The organism is Vibrio sp. SCSIO 43137 (assembly GCF_028201475.1).
Lineage (GTDB): Bacteria > Pseudomonadota > Gammaproteobacteria > Enterobacterales > Vibrionaceae > Vibrio.
This window is the reverse complement of record NZ_CP116383.1, coordinates 448,088-464,487: the sequence shown is the minus strand read 5'-3', so window position 1 is coordinate 464,487 and position 16,400 is coordinate 448,088. Positions and strand designations below refer to the sequence as shown.

Below are 16,400 nucleotides of genomic sequence, written 5' to 3'. Positions count from 1 at the left end.
TAATACATTAAAATTATTAGTTTAATTTATACCATTTTTTTAACTATGCTAGCTGTCACTCCAGTCAGATAAATAAGGGAACACGTGAGTTTTTGGATTTTACTTCAGGGGTTTGGCCTGAATGCAGGGATGATTATTCCCATAGGCGCACAAAATGCCTATGTGCTTAATCAGGGCATTAACCGTCAACACCATATCACTACCGCAACACTATGCAGCATACTGGACATTATTCTGGTTTCAGCCGGCATTTTTGGTGGCGGAGCACTACTTTCTCAGAATGAAACCTTGTTAACCTCAGTAACCATAGGCGGTATCCTGTTTCTTGGCTATTACGGTTATCTGTCACTAAAAACGGCATTTAACAATAACTATCTCACTGAACAGGCAGGTGTGGCGACCAAAGGGCGTTTTTCCGTGGTTATCGGTGCATTGGCGGTAACCATACTCAACCCTCAGGTTTATCTGGATACAGTAGTGATACTCGGCTCTATCGGCGGACAGTTCGAAGGCAACGACAGAATAGCCTTTGCGCTGGGTACCGCACTGTCATCTATAGTTTGGTTCTATGGATTATCACTCGGTGCTGCTAAGCTGGCACCGACACTGTCCAAACCTAAAGTGAAAAGAGTTATCGATATAGTTGTTGCCGTCATTATGTTTATCGTCGCCGGTTCACTCGTTAATCTGCTGTGGAGTCAGTATTTGTAATGGAACGAATTAAAGAAATTTATCAGTTTAATAAAGAGCTACTTGAACAAAACGCCATTATTTATAAGCAGTGGCAGCATGAACCCATTCATGATTTTGAAACCGATGAGCGGGTTTCCAGAGAGTTAGGCATAACCGGTACCATGAGTAAGAGTCTGTTTCTGAAGCTCAAGGGCGGCGGCTTCGCCCTGCTACTGACAGAGAAAGATAAGAGACTGGATAAGCATGCCGTTAAAGCAACACTGGGAAAAAGAGTCTCTATCTGTTCACCGGAAGAGATGACTCAGGAGATAGGCTGCCTTCCCGGGGCGGTATGCCCGATAGGGCTTCCTGAGCATGTACAGATTCTTGTCGATAAAGAAATGTTCGACAAAGAAGAGATTCTTTACACTCCGGGTTACCCGGACAGAACTTTCTCCTTTTCAGGCAGCGACCTGCCAAAAGTACTGGATAAACTTCCTAATACCATTCACCTGATCTGAAAAAAGGGGCAAAGCCCCTTTTTAACAGTTTCTATTGCTAAACCAGAATGGCGTCTGGTTCTAACCTTCAACCTTATTCAGGTGAACATCCATTTGCGGGAATGGGATCTCAATGCCCTCTTTGTCCAGAGCCTCTTTAATCCCCTGAAGAGAATCAAAGTAGAGTGGCCAGTAATCGGACGTTTTACACCATGGACGGACAACAAAATTTACCGATGAATCAGCCAGCTCAGAAACACCAATCTGTATTCCCGGCTCCTTCAATACACGCTCATCAGCCTCAAGAACCGACAGAATAACCTGTTTGGTCTTTTGCAGATCGGCGGTATAGGATACACCGATTACATGGTCTATCCTGCGCGTTTCATGCTTAGAGTAGTTAGTGATAGCGCCACCAATAACCGAACCATTTGGTACCACAACCATCTTGTTATCAGGCGTTTTAAGAATGGTCTGGAATATTTGAATAGACTCTACCGAACCGGAAACACCACCGATCTCAACATAGTCTCCTGACTTAAACGGTCTGAAGGCAACGATTAACACGCCAGCAGCAAAGTTAGACAAAGAGCCTTGTAAAGCAAGACCGACTGCCAGACCTGCCGCACCAATGACAGCCACAACAGAAGCAGTCTGAACACCAATTCTTCCCAAAGCGGCGATTAATACAATAATAAACAGCAGGTAACGGACAAGGGCGTGAACAAAGTCAACTACCGCTTTATCCATTTGCTTTTTACTCAGTACGCCGGCAACACCATTGGCGATAGCTTTAACAATGATATTACCCACAAACAGGATCAGAATGGCGGAGATAATATTCACCCCATACTGAATCAATAGATCTGAGTTGCTATTCAGCCACTTTTCAGCAACAGATAGCCCCTCAGTGACCTCTTTTATAACGGTCGGTTCATTTGCCATTACTTTATCCTTATATTTATTTTCACTGCCGCGGCGAGAGAAGTTTTCCGCACAGAGTATTTTTTAATTTATGTTGAGCAGTAATATCAGCGCTTACAATTTTTCCTCTGAATCAACAGACTCCTAGTCTTCTGCAAGCAAAAAAGTATTACATTAGATTAAGATAAACTAACACACGCAATCAGTTCCAGATCAATCTCGAAAAAAACGCAAAAGTCCCGTTATTAACGCCAAAGTTCTGAACGATAGGCACAAAAAAGCCGCTACTCAGTAGCGGCTTTCAGCATTATCAGAAACGATAAATTACAGAACGTCGATAGCGTTCAGGTCAGCAAATGCTTTCTCAAGACGAGCAACCATTGAAGACTGACCAGCACGTAGCCATACGCGAGGATCGTAGTACTTCTTGTTAGGAGCGTCGTCACCAGTTGGGTTACCAATCTGGCCTTGCAGGAAGTCGTGGTTTTCAGCTTCGTAAGTACGGATACCGTCCCAAGTTGCCCACTGAGTATCAGTATCGATGTTCATCTTGATAACACCGTAACCGATAGATTCCTGAATTTCTTCTTCAGTAGAGCCTGAACCACCGTGGAATACAAAGTTAAGAGCATTTGGAGCAATACCAAATTTCTCTGCACAGTATGCCTGAGAGTCACGAAGAATAGTCGGAGTCAGAACAACGTTACCTGGCTTGTATACGCCGTGTACGTTACCGAAAGAAGCTGCGATAGTGAAACGCGGGCTTACTGCGTTCAGTTTCTCGTATGCGTACGCAACATCTTCAGGAGAAGTGTAAAGCTCAGAAGCGTCCATATCAGAGTTATCTACGCCATCTTCTTCACCACCAGTACAACCCAGTTCAATCTCAAGAGTCATGCCCATTTTCGCCATACGCTCAAGGTACTTAGCAGAAATTTCGATGTTCTCTTCCAGAGACTCTTCAGACAGGTCGATCATGTGAGAAGAGAAAAGAGGCTTACCAGTTTCAGCGAAGAACGCTTCACCAGCGTCTAGCAGGCCGTCGATCCAAGGAAGTAGTTTCTTAGCAGCGTGGTCAGTGTGAAGGATCACAGGTACACCGTAAGATTCAGCTACAGCGTGAACGTATTTAGCACCAGCTACAGCACCAAGGATTTGAGCACCCTGACCTTCTAGTTTAACGCCTTTACCAGCGAAGAAAGCAGCACCGCCGTTAGAGAACTGAACAATTACAGGAGCTTTTACTTTAGCTGCTGCTTCCAGTACACCGTTTACAGAATCTGTGTTTACACAGTTAACTGCAGGCAATGCAAAGTTGTTTTCTTTAGCAACTTCAAATACTTTTTGTACGTCATCACCAGAGATAACACCTGGTTTTACGAAATCGAAGATCTTAGACATGGAATGAGTCCTATTTTCTGTCGTTTTAAATTAATTCTTGCGAATCTTGCAAACGTTTGCTCCTTACGCAGGCCAAATTTTAGCAGTAAATCATCGACCCCAGCAAACGCAAAAGCGGGAATATTCATTCCCGCTTTATCAATAATTATGCTTTAGCACGCTCTTCAAGCATCGCTACTGCAGGAAGTACTTTACCTTCAACAAACTCAAGGAAAGCACCACCACCGGTAGAGATGTAAGAAACATCTGCTTTGATACCGAACTTGTCGATTGCAGCCAGCGTATCACCGCCACCAGCAACAGAGAAACCTTCAGAATCAGCAATCGCTTTAGAGATTGACTCTGTACCCGCTTCGAAGTTCTTAAACTCAAATACGCCTACAGGGCCGTTCCAAAGGATAGTTTTCGCATTCTTCAGAATTTCTGCCAGTTCAGCTGAGCTGTCAGGGCCAAGGTCGAAGATCATATCGTCATCTTGTACTTCAGAAACGTGTTTGATTTCTGCTTCAGCATTTTCATCAAACGCTTTTGCACAAGCAACGTCAGTAGCAACAGGAATTGCACACTCTTTCATTAGCTTCTTAGCAGTATCAACAAGGTCTGCTTCGTACAGTGATTTACCAACATTGTGGCCTGCAGCGGCAATAAAGGTGTTTGCGATACCACCACCAACAACCAGCTGGTCAGCAACTTTAGACAGAGACTCAAGTACAGTCAGCTTAGTAGATACTTTTGAACCACCAACGATAGCAACCATTGGACGTGCAGGCTTATCCATCGCTTTAGCAAGAGCTTCAAGCTCGTTTGCCAGAAGAGGACCAGCGCAAGCTACCGGAGCATTCATACCAACGCCGTGAGTTGACGCTTGTGCACGGTGAGCCGTACCGAATGCATCCATTACGAATACGTCACAAAGAGCGGCGTACTTCTTAGACAGCTCTTCGTCATTTTTCTTCTCGCCTTTGTTAAAGCGCACGTTTTCAAGAACAACCAGTTCACCAGTGTTCAGCTCAAGACCGTCAAGGTAGTCTTTTGCCAGCTTAACTTCGCAATCAAGAGCGTCATTAAGGTAGTTAACTACAGGTTGCAGAGAGAACTCTTCAGCATATTCACCTTCAGTCGGACGGCCAAGGTGAGAAGTAACCATTACTTTTGCACCAGCTTCTAAACAAAGCTTGATTGTTGGCAAAGAAGCCAGAATACGTGCATCAGAAGTTACTTTGCCTTCTTTTACAGGTACGTTTAGGTCAGCACGAATAAATACGCGTTTACCTGCCAGGTCCAGGTCAGTCATCTTGATTACAGACATGGTTTGTCCTCTCAATTAAATATAAAGTTTTTAAACAGCCCGGCCTCATGCCAGACATTAGAAATTCTTTAGCTGCTACCTAGGTGGGGATTGTGTAATTTAATTTCAAGACAAATTACACAATATTTCTAAACAACTTACTCACCAGGCATCATTACCAGTGCGGTATCCAGCATCCGGTTAGCGAAACCCCATTCGTTGTCGCACCAAACCAGCATTTTTACCAGATGACCGTTACTTACTCGGGTCTGCGTCCCATCAACAATTGCACTGTGTGGGTCGTGATTAAAATCAATCGAAACCAGAGGTAACTCAGTATAGTCAACAATGTCACGTAATGTACACTGAGATGCCTCTGTTATGGTTTGATTTACGTCATTAACTTTCACATTTGCCTTAATAGTGACGCTTAAATCGATAGCAGTGACGTTTACAGTGGGTACTCTAACGGAAATTGCTTCAAATTTGTTAGAAAATTTCGGAAATATTCTTTCAATTCCTTTATGCAACTTTGTATCGACAGGAATAATCGACTGACTGGCTGCCCGGGTTCGTCGTAAATCAGGGTGATAAGCATCGATCACCTGTTGATCGTTCATCGATGAATGAATAGTGGTAATAGACCCGGATTCAATACCAAAGGCTTCATCCAGCACCTTAATTACAGGAACAATACAGTTAGTAGTGCAAGAGCCGGCCGACACAATAGTATGTTCAGGCAGTAGGGTGTCATGATTAACACCGTAGATAATGGTGTTGTCGATATCATTGGCGCCGGGGTGGGAAAACAGCACTTTTTTAGCACCAGCGGCAATATGCATTAAACCATCTTCTCTGTTGCCGTATACACCGGTACAGTCGAAAACGATATCAACATCCAAATCGCGCCAAGGCAATAATTCAATTTCCGCCAGATGCAGAATGCGGATACTGTCGCACTCGCCGTTTTTATGATGAACAAACAGATGTTCCTGATCATTGGTAATTCGTTTTGAGAAACGGCCGTGGCTGGTATCGTATTGCAGCAGGTGTGCCATGGCATCTGGCTGAGCCAGTTCATTCACCGCCACAACCTGGATCTGGCTGCTTTTATCACTCTCATACAAGGCACGGAGTACATTTCTTCCTATCCGGCCAAAACCGTTAATTGCTATCTTGATCATCTGTTTACTTCACGTGTTACTTGCGGTTTCCGTGTCTGAACTAACGTTTCCGGAACTAAACCGCTTATTATTGATTGAAGGCCTACTTTATACCTATTGCCCAGAGTTGCAACTACACCATCAGAAACATCTGAAGATGCAGCCCTGCCAGCCTCAGAAACGGAAAAGGCCTGCCGGAGTTCACCGGCAGGCCTTTAAAGCGAATCAGTCAGGTGTAAGATTACGCCAGAACTTCTTTTGCTGTTTCTACTACGTTTTCAACGGTGAAGCCGAACATCTTGAACAGCTCGCCTGCCGGAGCAGATTCACCGAAGGTGCTCATACCGATTACACGGCCGTCGAAACCAACGTACTTGTACCAGTAGTCAGCAATACCCGCTTCTACCGCTACACGTGCAGTTACATCAGATGGCAGTACCGCTTCACGGTAAGCTGCGTCCTGCTTGTCAAACACGTCTGTTGCAGGCATAGAGACTACGCGTACCTTCTTACCTTCAGCTGTCAGTTGTGCCGCGGCTTCTGTTGCCAGTTCAACTTCTGAACCGGTAGCAATCAGGATTAGCTCAGGCTTGCCTTCACAATCTTTCAGTACGTAACCGCCTTTAGCGATATCAGCAACTTGTGCTGCGCTACGCTCTTGCTGTGCAAGGTTCTGACGAGAGAAAATCAGTGAGGTCGGACCGTCTTTACGCTCAATAGCAAACTTCCACGCTACCGCTGACTCTACCTGATCACACGGACGCCATGTGCTCATGTTCGGAGTCAGGCGAAGAGAAGAGACCTGCTCTACCGGCTGGTGAGTCGGGCCATCTTCACCCAGACCGATGGAGTCGTGAGTATAAACCTGAATGTTCTGAACCTTCATCAGAGCCGCCATACGCAGTGCGTTACGGGCATACTCCATAAACATCAGGAAGGTTGCACCGTAAGGTACAAAACCACCATGAAGGGCGATACCGTTCATGATAGCCGTCATACCGAACTCACGCACACCGTAGTGGATGTAGTTACCAGACGCATCTTCCGGAGTGATTGACTTAGAGCCAGACCACATGGTCAGGTTAGATGGTGCAAGGTCAGCAGAACCACCCATAAATTCTGGCAGCATCTTACCGAAGGCTTCCAGTGCGTTTTGCGACGCTTTACGTGAGGCAATGTTAGCCGGATTAGCCTGAAGGTCAGCGATGATTTGGTTCGCTTTCTCTTCCCACTCAGCCGGTAGGTCGCCGTTTACGCGACGTTTGAATTCTGCTGCAAGCTCTGGATATGCTGCTTCATAAGCTGCAAATTTCTCGTCCCACGCTGCTTCCTTAGCTGCGCCTGCTTCTTTCGCAGACCACTCTGCATAGATTTCCGCCGGAATTTCAAAAGGACCGTGCTCCCAACCTAACTCTTTACGTGTTGCTGCAATTTCTTCAGCGCCTAGTGGTGCACCGTGACAGTCGTGTGAACCGGACTTGTTCGGAGAACCAAAACCAATGATGGTCTTAGTACAGATTAGGGTTGGTTTGCCTGTCTCTGCTTTCGCTGCTTCAATCGCGGCGTTGATTGCTGCTGCATCGTGACCGTCTACTGCTGGGATTACGTGCCAGCCGTAAGCTTCAAAACGCTTAGGTGTGTCGTCAGAGAACCAGCCTTCCACTTCACCGTCGATTGAGATGCCGTTGTCATCCCAGAACGCGATTAGCTTGCCAAGACCAAGAGTACCCGCCAGAGAACACGCCTCGTGAGAGATACCTTCCATCAGACAGCCGTCACCCATAAACACGTAAGTGTTGTGGTCTACAATGTCATGGCCTTCTTTGTTGAACTGCTCAGCAAGGGATTTCTCAGCCAGCGCCATACCTACAGCGTTGGTGATACCCTGACCAAGAGGACCTGTAGTGGTCTCAACGCCAGGTGCATAACCGTACTCAGGGTGACCCGGAGTTTTAGAATGCAGCTGACGGAAGTTTTTCAGGTCATCAATAGATAGCTCATAACCAGTCAGGTGAAGCAGAGAGTAAATCAGCATTGAGCCGTGACCGTTAGACAGGATAAAGCGGTCGCGGTCAGCCCACTCAGGGTTTTGTGGGTTGTGGTTCATGTGGCCACGCCAAAGTACTTCAGCGATGTCCGCCATACCCATAGGGGCACCCGGGTGACCGGAGTTGGCTTGTTGTACACCATCCATGCTTAACGCGCGGATTGCATTAGCTAATTGTTTCTGAGACGACATGTCTGCTCCTGAATGAAATCGCAAATTCAAATTAAGGGAATTATGCTGAATGATTACCTGAATTTTCAGCGGCGCTATTCTCTCAGAGGAAAATTTCGACTGCAATCGATTTCCCCCTTTATTTTTAAGGCAGCCAAGCCTTCAGCAGTATTAGAAATGCGCCTGTTTATCTCTCCGCTACCCTAGAAACCCTCGCAAGATGTCATAAAAAAACTTGTAATTATCTGGTTAAAAACTAGAATAGACGTCTAGATGTAGAAACACCCAGCAGTGTGTTTCTGATTGATTAAATTTATAAAGAGATGCCAGAAGCATCTTTTTTACTTATAAATCCGGAGCTAACTTTATGGCTAAGCACCTGTTTACTTCTGAGTCTGTATCAGAAGGTCATCCAGACAAAATTGCAGACCAAATTTCTGATGCCGTTCTTGATGCCATCATTGCACAAGACCCTAAAGCTCGTGTTGCGTGTGAAACTTATGTAAAAACCGGCATGGTTATGGTCGGTGGTGAAATCACTACTTCTGCATGGGTTGATATCGAAGAGCTAACTCGTGAAACGGTTCGTGAAATCGGTTATGTACACTCTGACATGGGCTTTGATGCTGATTCATGTGCGGTACTGAATACCATTGGTAAGCAGTCTCCGGATATCAATCAGGGTGTAGACAGAGCAGACCCTAAAGAGCAGGGGGCTGGTGATCAGGGCATCATGTTTGGTTACGCGACAAACGAAACCGACGTACTAATGCCGGCGCCAATTACTTACTCTCACCTTCTGGTTCAGAAGCAGGCTGAAGTACGTAAAAACGGCACGCTTCCTTGGTTGCGCCCTGATGCAAAATCTCAGGTAACCTTCCAGTATGATCAGGGCAAAATTGTAGGTATCGACGCAGTGGTACTATCAACTCAGCACTGTGACTCAATCTCTACACCGGATCTTCGCGAAGCGGTAATGGAAGAGATCATCAAACCGGTACTACCTTCAGAGTGGCTGAACAAAGAGACTAACTTCTTTATCAACCCAACCGGTCGTTTCGTTATCGGTGGCCCAATGGGTGACTGTGGTCTGACTGGCCGTAAGATTATCGTAGACACCTACGGTGGCGCGGCACGTCACGGTGGTGGTGCTTTCTCTGGTAAAGATCCATCGAAAGTAGACCGTTCAGCAGCTTACGCAGCACGTTATGTTGCGAAAAACATTGTTGCTGCAGGTCTGGCTGATCGTTGTGAAATCCAGCTTTCTTACGCTATCGGTGTTGCCGATCCAACTTCTATCATGGTTGAAACGTTCGGTACTGAAAAAGTATCTCACGACATCATTATTGAAGCGGTACGTCAGTTCTTCGATCTGCGCCCATACGGTCTTCAGGAAATGCTTAACCTTCTTCAGCCTATCTACCAAAAGACAGCTGCATACGGCCACTTTGGTCGTGAAGAGTTCCCTTGGGAAGCAACAGATAAAGCCGCTCTGCTTAAAGAGTTCGCTGGTCTGTAACAGACAGTTCTTCAGAGCCTCCATCCGGAGGCTCTTTTATTTCCGCCTTATCTCTTCTCTATTTTTCTTTAGCTTTCATCAGCTTAAAAACTAAACTTTTCACCTTGTCAATTTGGCCTAAACTTAGCTGTAGATGTAAATAAAACTCAATTTTAAACTGGTAATCAGTTGCTACTGATAATTGAGTCATATTCGGGACGCTAAACACTCTGGAGGCCATATGCCTAATTCAACAACGCCAGACAAATTACATGGAAAGCACGATAAGCATCATCACCACAACGACTACGCACGAACCATCCCGTGCCACAAACTAGACACTATGGCGCCACTCAGGTGGGTCAGCATAGGTGTTAAAGATTTCTTCCAACTCCCTTCCATCACCCTCTTTTACGGTTTCTGTTTTATGATGGCAGCGGTTGCAGTGGTTCAGATAACCCAGTGGCAAGGCACTCACCTGATTGTGCTACCTAGTCTGGTGATATTTATGCTTCTGGGGCCTTTCCTTGCTCTTGGCCTGTACGATGCAAGCTGGCAGAGAGAGAAAGGTAACGACGCCAGCCTGCTTCATTCAATCAAAGCGATTAAGCGAAATACAACATCTCAGTGGGCCTTTGCTGTTCTCCTGACTGTGGCAATGATCTTCTGGATGCGCATAGCTGCTCTTCTGCACGTTCTGTATCCACAGGTAGAAGGAGCTCCGTTTGCAGATTTTGTACCCTTCCTGTTGATCAACGCAGCTATTGGTCTGGTGTTTGCTGTCGGCATATTCAGCTTGTCAGCTTTCTCCATTCCATTAATGATGGAAAGGCGTGTTGATATGATGACGGCTGTCTTTACCAGCTTTAATGCCGTTAAAGAAAATGTAGGGGCGATGATTATCTGGGGTCTTATCATCAGTGCCTGTACCCTGTTCGGATTTGTAACATACGGAGTCGGCATGCTATTTGTTATACCGGTTCTTGGTTACGCAACCTGGCACGGTTACAGGGAAACCATCTCCAGAAAAGATGTCTAGCTTGCTTTGAGAGCTGTCAGATTTATAATAAAGCCCCGAATTTCCGGGGCTTTTTTCAGGAGAGATAGTGGAAAACAGAGAGCTGGATTATCGTGCCCGCAAAGCACTCGCTGACTACATGTCCATTGCCAGATCCCATTTTAATCAGACCTTTCCCGTTCCCGCCCTTAACTACAAACTAAGAGGAAAGGCAGCCGGAAAAGCGTTGCTGCAACAGTGGGAAATCCGCCTGAACCCTGTGCTATTCAATGAAAACCCACAAGCTTTTCTTACGGAGGTTATTCCTCATGAGCTTGCCCACCTGATTACTTTTCAGCTATATGGCAGAGTGCGCCCGCACGGAACGGAATGGAAAAGCCTGATGCAGCAAGTATTTCAGTTGCCCGGAAATACAACCCACTCCCTGAATATTAGCTCTGTTCAGGGAAAAACCTTTGAATACCGTTGTGACTGTAGCAGCTACCCCCTGAGCATACGACGACATAATAAAGTTCAGTCCCGTCAGGCCAGCTACAGCTGCCGCAACTGTCAACAAACTCTCGCATTCACTGGCACCCAGCTAAGCTGAATAGAAGTAGTTGATCTTTTATATAAACAAAAGATCAACAGCAACTATCATTTTCCCGTTATATACCCTTGTTTTTTAGCCTGAAGGCATCCATGTTAGGGGAAGCTATAAACGCCTGATACAGGAATCCGTATTAATGCGAGTACCACGAATTTACCACCCTGATACCATTCAGGATGTTGGACTATTAACTCTCAGCGAAGACGCCAGCGGCCATGTTGGCAGAGTGCTGAGAATGAAGCCGGGACAAGAAGTTTTACTGTTTGATGGCAGCGGAGCAGAGTTCCCTGCGGTTATCAGTGAAGTGACAAAAAAGTCCGTGCAAGTCACTATCTCTGAGCGCATTGAAAGAAACAGCGAATCACCGCTGGATATTCATCTTGGTCAGGTTGTATCAAGGGGCGACAAAATGGAGTTCACCATTCAAAAGTCCGTTGAACTTGGTGTAAATACTATCACCCCTCTGATATCAGAGCGTTGCGGTGTAAAACTGGATGCCAAACGCTTTGAAAAGAAACTTCAGCAATGGCAGAAAATTGCGATTGCCGCCTGCGAACAGTGTGGCCGTAATATTGTTCCGCAGATCCGCCCGATTATGAAGCTGGAAGAGTGGTGTGGCGAACAAGACGATGCTCTGAAACTCAACCTTCACCCGAGAGCAAAATACTCAATTAACACCCTTCCTCAACCGATAAATAAAGTACGCCTGCTTATAGGCCCTGAAGGCGGCCTGTCTGTCGAAGAAATCACAATGACCGAAGAGTACCAGTTTGAAGAAACGCTGCTGGGGCCACGGGTATTAAGAACAGAAACAGCAGCACTTACCGCAATTACCGCATTACAAGTTCGCTTTGGCGATCTTGGCTAACAGGAGAAAAGAATGATCAAACTGGGCATTGTAATGGATCCTATTTCATCCATTAATATCAAAAAAGACTCTAGCTTTGCCATGATGCTTGAAGCACAAAAGCGTGGCTATGAAATCCACTATATGGAGATGAGCGATCTGCATCTGGATCAGGGTGAAGCCATTGCCGATACCAAAGTCGTGACCCTGAAAGAAGATCCTGCCGACTGGTATCAGTTCCAGTCCGAGCAAACTATTGCCCTGTCGGATCTGGATGTGGTGCTGATGAGAAAAGATCCTCCGTTTGATACAGAGTACATCTACGCCACTTATATTCTGGAAAGAGCAGAAGAGAAAGGCACACTAATCGTAAACAAACCTCAAAGCCTGAGAGACTGTAACGAGAAGCTATTTACCGCGTGGTTCCCTGAACTGACACCAACAACCATTGTGACCAGAAAAGCTGAAAAAATTAAAGCATTTCAGCAAGAGCATGGTGATGTGATCCTGAAGCCCCTTGACGGAATGGGCGGAGCATCTATTTTCAGGGTAAAACAGGGCGATCCTAACCTGTCTGTTATTATTGAAACGCTAACCAACCATGGCCAGAACTACGCTATGGCTCAAACCTTCGTGCCTGATATCAGCAACGGCGATAAGCGTATTTTAGTAGTAGACGGTGAACCTATGCCTTACTGCCTTGCCCGGATTCCGGCCAAAGGAGAAACCCGTGGCAATCTGGCAGCAGGCGGTACCGGTGAACCAAGGCCATTAAGTGCAACAGATATTCAGATAGCTGAGGCTGTAGCGCCTACACTTAAAGAAAAAGGGCTGATTTTCGTCGGACTGGATGTTATCGGCGATAAGTTAACTGAGATTAATGTCACCAGCCCGACCTGCATTCGTGAAATCGAAGCAGCTTTTGACGTATCCGTTACCGGTAAGCTGATGGATGCCATTGAACGTCGTTTAGAAAAATAATAACAGGCAGCCTTGCTGCCTTCGCCCCTCAGCAAAATGGCTGAGTAGAGGAGCTAACATGAATTTATCCAATCATTTTCTGGTAGCTATGCCCGGTATGAAAGATCCCTTTTTTCATCGCTCAGTGATTTATATCTGTGAGCACAACGAAGAAGGTGCTATGGGGCTGATTGTCAACGCTCCAATTGATATAACCGTTGGAGGCATGCTGGAGAGAGTCGATGTCGACTCTGTTCACCCTCAGATACATAAAGATAGCCTCGAGATGCCGGTACTGAATGGCGGTCCGGTATCAGAAGATCGCGGTTTTATTCTTCATGAACCCAAAGACAGTTATCAGTCCAGTATTCAGATGACGGATCAAATCAGTGTCACCACTTCTAAAGATATTCTCAGTGTACTGGGAACGGAAGCGGAACCGAGGAGCTATGTTGTCGCTTTAGGTTACTCCGGCTGGACAGCAGGACAACTGGAGAAAGAGCTGGCAGAAAACTCATGGTTAACCGTCGAAGCAGATCCGGAAGTTATCTTTGATACTCCGGTACAGGATCGCTGGCAGAAAGCAGTAAAAATGCTGGGTATAGATCCGGGTCAGCTTTCGGTGGATGCCGGTCACGGCTAGGCACAGGCCAGCAATTAAAATCACAAAACACTATTTTAGACAGGAGCTCCATGTCCAGAACGATAATGGCTTTCGATTACGGTACAAAAAGTATCGGCAGTGCTATAGGTCAGGAAGTAACGGGAACGGCATCGCCACTAAAAGCTTTTAAAGCTAATGATGGCATTCCCAACTGGGACGATATCGAAAAGCAGATTAAAGAGTGGCAACCAGAGTTACTGGTTGTCGGCTTACCGGCCGATCTACACGGTAATGCTCTGGAAACCATTACACCGAGAGCTAAGAAGTTCGCTAACCGCCTTCATGGCCGGTTTGGCCTTCAGGTTGAGCTGCATGATGAAAGGCTATCCACAACAGAAGCCCGCTCAGAGCTATTTGAGATGGGCGGTTATAAAGCACTGAGTAAAGGAAATGTGGACTGTCAGTCGGCGGTGGTTATTTTAGAGAGCTGGTTTGAACGTCAATGGGGAGAGTAACTCTCCCCTTTAATTTTTCCGTTAGCCCATATCAATGGTGACATCATCAAGAGAACCTGATGAAGAAAACGTACTTCCGTTACTTTTGATCATCAACTTAAGATCATTGGCTGAATCCGCACTGTGCAGCGCTTCGGCTTCGCTTATCTTGCCTTGTTGTACCAACTCAAACAGCGACTGATCAAAAGTGATCATCCCTGCCCCGGCCGATTTTGCCATAGTTGCTTTAAGCTCGTTTAACTCACCGCGACGGATAAGGTCAGAAACCCTTGGTGTATTTAGCAGAATTTCAAAAACACCATGACGCTGCTGTCCGTTTTTATCAACTACAAGTTGCTGAGCCACAATCCCTTTAAGGTTGCTGGCTAAATCAAACAGAAAAGCTTCTCTTTTATCTTTAGGCATCAGGTGCAGAATCCGCTCCAGCGCCTGATTAGCATTGTTCGCATGAAGCGTCGCCATACAGAGGTGGCCGGTCTCAGCGAAAGTCATGGCGTACTCCATGGTTTCCCTGCTGCGGATCTCACCGATAAGAATCATATCCGGTGCCTGTCTGAGAGAGTTCTTTAATGCGACTTCATAACTCTCTGTATCCAACCCGACTTCCCGCTGAGTCACTATGCATTTGTCGTGCTGATGAACAAACTCAATAGGATCTTCTACGGTAAGAATATGGCCTGATTTATGGCTATTCCGGTAGCCTGTCATTGCGGCCATAGAGGTCGATTTACCCGACCCCGTAGCACCAACCACCAGCACCAGACCGCGCTTTTCTGTGGCCAGCTGTTTCAGTACATCTGGCAAAGCAAGCTCAGAGAAAGTCGGAATCTGCGTTTCAATACGGCGGATAACGGCACCCGGCTGCTCACGCTGAAAAAAGGCACTAACCCGGTAGCGGGCACTGTTCTGCCCGTCTCCCGGCTGAACAATAGCAAAATTAGCTTCTTTACTCTCCCGGTAAAGCTGTTGTTGCTCGCTGTCCATAATAGTGTCCAGCAGAGAAGCAACCGTATTCTTGTCCAGCGTTTCTCCCACAGGCTGAAGCTGCCCGTTAACCCTTAGCTGACAGGGAGCATCGACCGTCAGGTACATATCCGATGCCTTCTGTTGCAACATTGCCTCCAGCAGACTGGTCATTTCTGTCATCTGTAACATTCCTAAAACAGCGAACTGGATTCCAGCTCAATTTTTTTACTGACTTCTTCTGAATCAACCACGCCCTGAGCAATCAGTTTTTTCGCACTCTGCTCCATTGTCACCATGCCTGATGCAGCGCCGGTCTGAATGATTGAGTACATCTGCGCCACCTTATCTTCCCGGATAAGGTTTCTGATCGCAGGGGTTGCCATCATAATCTCATGGCAGGCGACACGGCCGCCGCCAACCCGTTTAAGCAGACGCTGAGCAATCACCGCCCGCAATGACTCGGACAACATGGAACGTACCATGGCTTTATCATTACCGGGAAATACATCGATGATTCTGTCTATGGTTTTAGCGGCTGAACTGGTATGCAAGGTACCAAATACTAGATGACCAGTCTCAGCGGCAGTCAAGGCAAGACTAATGGTCTCCTGATCCCTTAACTCTCCCACCAGAATCACATCCGGGTCTTCACGCAGGGCAGAACGAAGCGCCGCCTTAAAGCTATGAGTATCCTTATGCACTTCCCTCTGGTTTATCAGGCATTTTTTATTGCTGTGCAGAAACTCAATGGGATCTTCGATAGTCAGGATATGCTTATTAAAGTTCTGGTTAACGTGATCAACCATAGCAGCAAGAGTGGTCGACTTACCTGAACCTGTCGGCCCCGTTACCAGAACCAGCCCTTTCTCCATCTCAGCAATGTCATTAAATATGGCGGGAGACTCAAGCTCCTGAAGAGTCGGAATATCAGTTGGAATGGTTCTGAAAACAGCTGAGCAGCCCCGGCTCTGATTAAATGCATTAACACGAAAACGGCCAATCTGGGGAAGTTCAAAAGAAAAGTCCACTTCTAGGTTACCTTCGAACTCACTCTTTTGCGCGTCGGTCATAATATCAAAAACCATACGATGCACATCTGAATGCTCTAAAGCGGGTACACCAAGCTTTCTAACATCGCCGTCAATACGTATCATAGGAGGAACACCTGCAGAAAGATGCAAATCTGATGCGTTATGCTTTACACTAAATTCCAGTAACTCTGAGATATCCATAAATA

16 protein-coding genes are annotated in these 16,400 nt (G+C 46.2%); 9 read left to right on the top strand and 7 right to left on the bottom strand.

Annotated elements, in window-relative coordinates:
* Positions 1–84: 84 nt before the first annotated feature.
* Positions 85–711: a LysE/ArgO family amino acid transporter gene (locus tag PK654_RS02330; RefSeq protein ID WP_271697466.1), complete on the top strand. Its 627-nt coding sequence runs from the start codon at positions 85–87 to the stop codon at positions 709–711.
* On the top strand, positions 711–1,193 hold the full coding sequence (locus PK654_RS02325; RefSeq protein ID WP_271697465.1) for a YbaK/EbsC family protein: 483 nt from the start codon (positions 711–713) through the stop codon (positions 1,191–1,193). Before PK654_RS02330 ends, PK654_RS02325 begins: the two co-directional genes overlap by 1 nt.
* A gap of 60 nt (positions 1,194–1,253) precedes the next feature.
* On the opposite strand, the gene mscS is transcribed toward PK654_RS02325, so the two are convergent.
* The 5 genes from mscS to tkt all read right to left on the bottom strand — a co-directional run bounded on the left by mscS (position 1,254) and on the right by tkt (position 8,187).
* Positions 1,254–2,117, bottom strand: a complete 864-nt coding sequence (mscS, locus tag PK654_RS02320) for a small-conductance mechanosensitive channel MscS (protein ID WP_271697464.1) — start codon at positions 2,115–2,117, stop codon at positions 1,254–1,256.
* A 303-nt stretch (positions 2,118–2,420) separates the two neighbouring features.
* Positions 2,421–3,497 carry a class II fructose-bisphosphate aldolase gene (gene fbaA / locus PK654_RS02315; protein WP_271697463.1) on the bottom strand — a complete coding sequence of 359 codons (1,077 nt, stop codon included), beginning with the start codon at positions 3,495–3,497 and terminating at the stop codon, positions 2,421–2,423.
* A 145-nt stretch (positions 3,498–3,642) separates the two neighbouring features.
* Entirely contained in the window at positions 3,643–4,806 is a 1,164-nt protein-coding gene (locus PK654_RS02310; protein ID WP_271697462.1) for a phosphoglycerate kinase, read from the bottom strand.
* 137 nt (positions 4,807–4,943) lie between these two features.
* A complete protein-coding gene (gene epd, locus PK654_RS02305) occupies positions 4,944–5,969 on the bottom strand; it encodes an erythrose-4-phosphate dehydrogenase (RefSeq protein ID WP_271697461.1) in 1,026 nt (341 codons plus the stop codon).
* Positions 5,970–6,189: 220 nt separating this feature from the next.
* On the bottom strand, positions 6,190–8,187 hold the full coding sequence (tkt, locus tag PK654_RS02300) for a transketolase (RefSeq protein WP_271697460.1): 1,998 nt from the start codon (positions 8,185–8,187) through the stop codon (positions 6,190–6,192).
* 346 nt (positions 8,188–8,533) lie between these two features.
* Between tkt and metK the strand changes: the two genes are divergently transcribed.
* The 7 genes from metK to ruvX all read left to right on the top strand — a co-directional run bounded on the left by metK (position 8,534) and on the right by ruvX (position 14,197).
* Positions 8,534–9,685 (top strand): methionine adenosyltransferase, encoded by a 1,152-nt coding sequence (metK, locus tag PK654_RS02295; protein WP_271697459.1) that lies wholly within the window; start codon positions 8,534–8,536, stop codon positions 9,683–9,685.
* 220 nt (positions 9,686–9,905) lie between these two features.
* Positions 9,906–10,703, top strand: a complete 798-nt coding sequence (locus PK654_RS02290) for a DUF2189 domain-containing protein (protein ID WP_271697458.1) — start codon at positions 9,906–9,908, stop codon at positions 10,701–10,703.
* A gap of 67 nt (positions 10,704–10,770) precedes the next feature.
* Entirely contained in the window at positions 10,771–11,271 is a 501-nt protein-coding gene (locus PK654_RS02285; protein ID WP_271697457.1) for a SprT family zinc-dependent metalloprotease, read from the top strand.
* A 136-nt stretch (positions 11,272–11,407) separates the two neighbouring features.
* On the top strand, positions 11,408–12,139 hold the full coding sequence (rsmE, locus tag PK654_RS02280) for a 16S rRNA (uracil(1498)-N(3))-methyltransferase (RefSeq protein WP_271697456.1): 732 nt from the start codon (positions 11,408–11,410) through the stop codon (positions 12,137–12,139).
* A 12-nt stretch (positions 12,140–12,151) separates the two neighbouring features.
* Positions 12,152–13,099, top strand: coding sequence for a glutathione synthase (gene gshB / locus PK654_RS02275; protein WP_271697455.1), 948 nt, complete (start codon positions 12,152–12,154; stop codon positions 13,097–13,099).
* A gap of 58 nt (positions 13,100–13,157) precedes the next feature.
* The gene (locus PK654_RS02270; protein WP_271697454.1) at positions 13,158–13,721 is read left to right on the top strand and encodes a YqgE/AlgH family protein; all 564 of its coding nucleotides are present in this window, start codon (positions 13,158–13,160) and stop codon (positions 13,719–13,721) included.
* A 50-nt stretch (positions 13,722–13,771) separates the two neighbouring features.
* On the top strand, positions 13,772–14,197 hold the full coding sequence (ruvX, locus tag PK654_RS02265; protein ID WP_271697453.1) for a Holliday junction resolvase RuvX: 426 nt from the start codon (positions 13,772–13,774) through the stop codon (positions 14,195–14,197).
* Positions 14,198–14,218: 21 nt separating this feature from the next.
* Here ruvX and PK654_RS02260 read toward each other — a convergent pair whose 3' ends face one another.
* Together PK654_RS02260 and PK654_RS02255 are read right to left on the bottom strand one after the other, a co-directional pair.
* Positions 14,219–15,343 carry a PilT/PilU family type 4a pilus ATPase gene (locus PK654_RS02260; protein WP_271697452.1) on the bottom strand — a complete coding sequence of 375 codons (1,125 nt, stop codon included), beginning with the start codon at positions 15,341–15,343 and terminating at the stop codon, positions 14,219–14,221.
* Positions 15,344–15,354: 11 nt separating this feature from the next.
* On the bottom strand, positions 15,355–16,395 hold the full coding sequence (locus PK654_RS02255) for a type IV pilus twitching motility protein PilT (protein WP_271697451.1): 1,041 nt from the start codon (positions 16,393–16,395) through the stop codon (positions 15,355–15,357).
* Positions 16,396–16,400 lie beyond the last annotated feature (5 nt).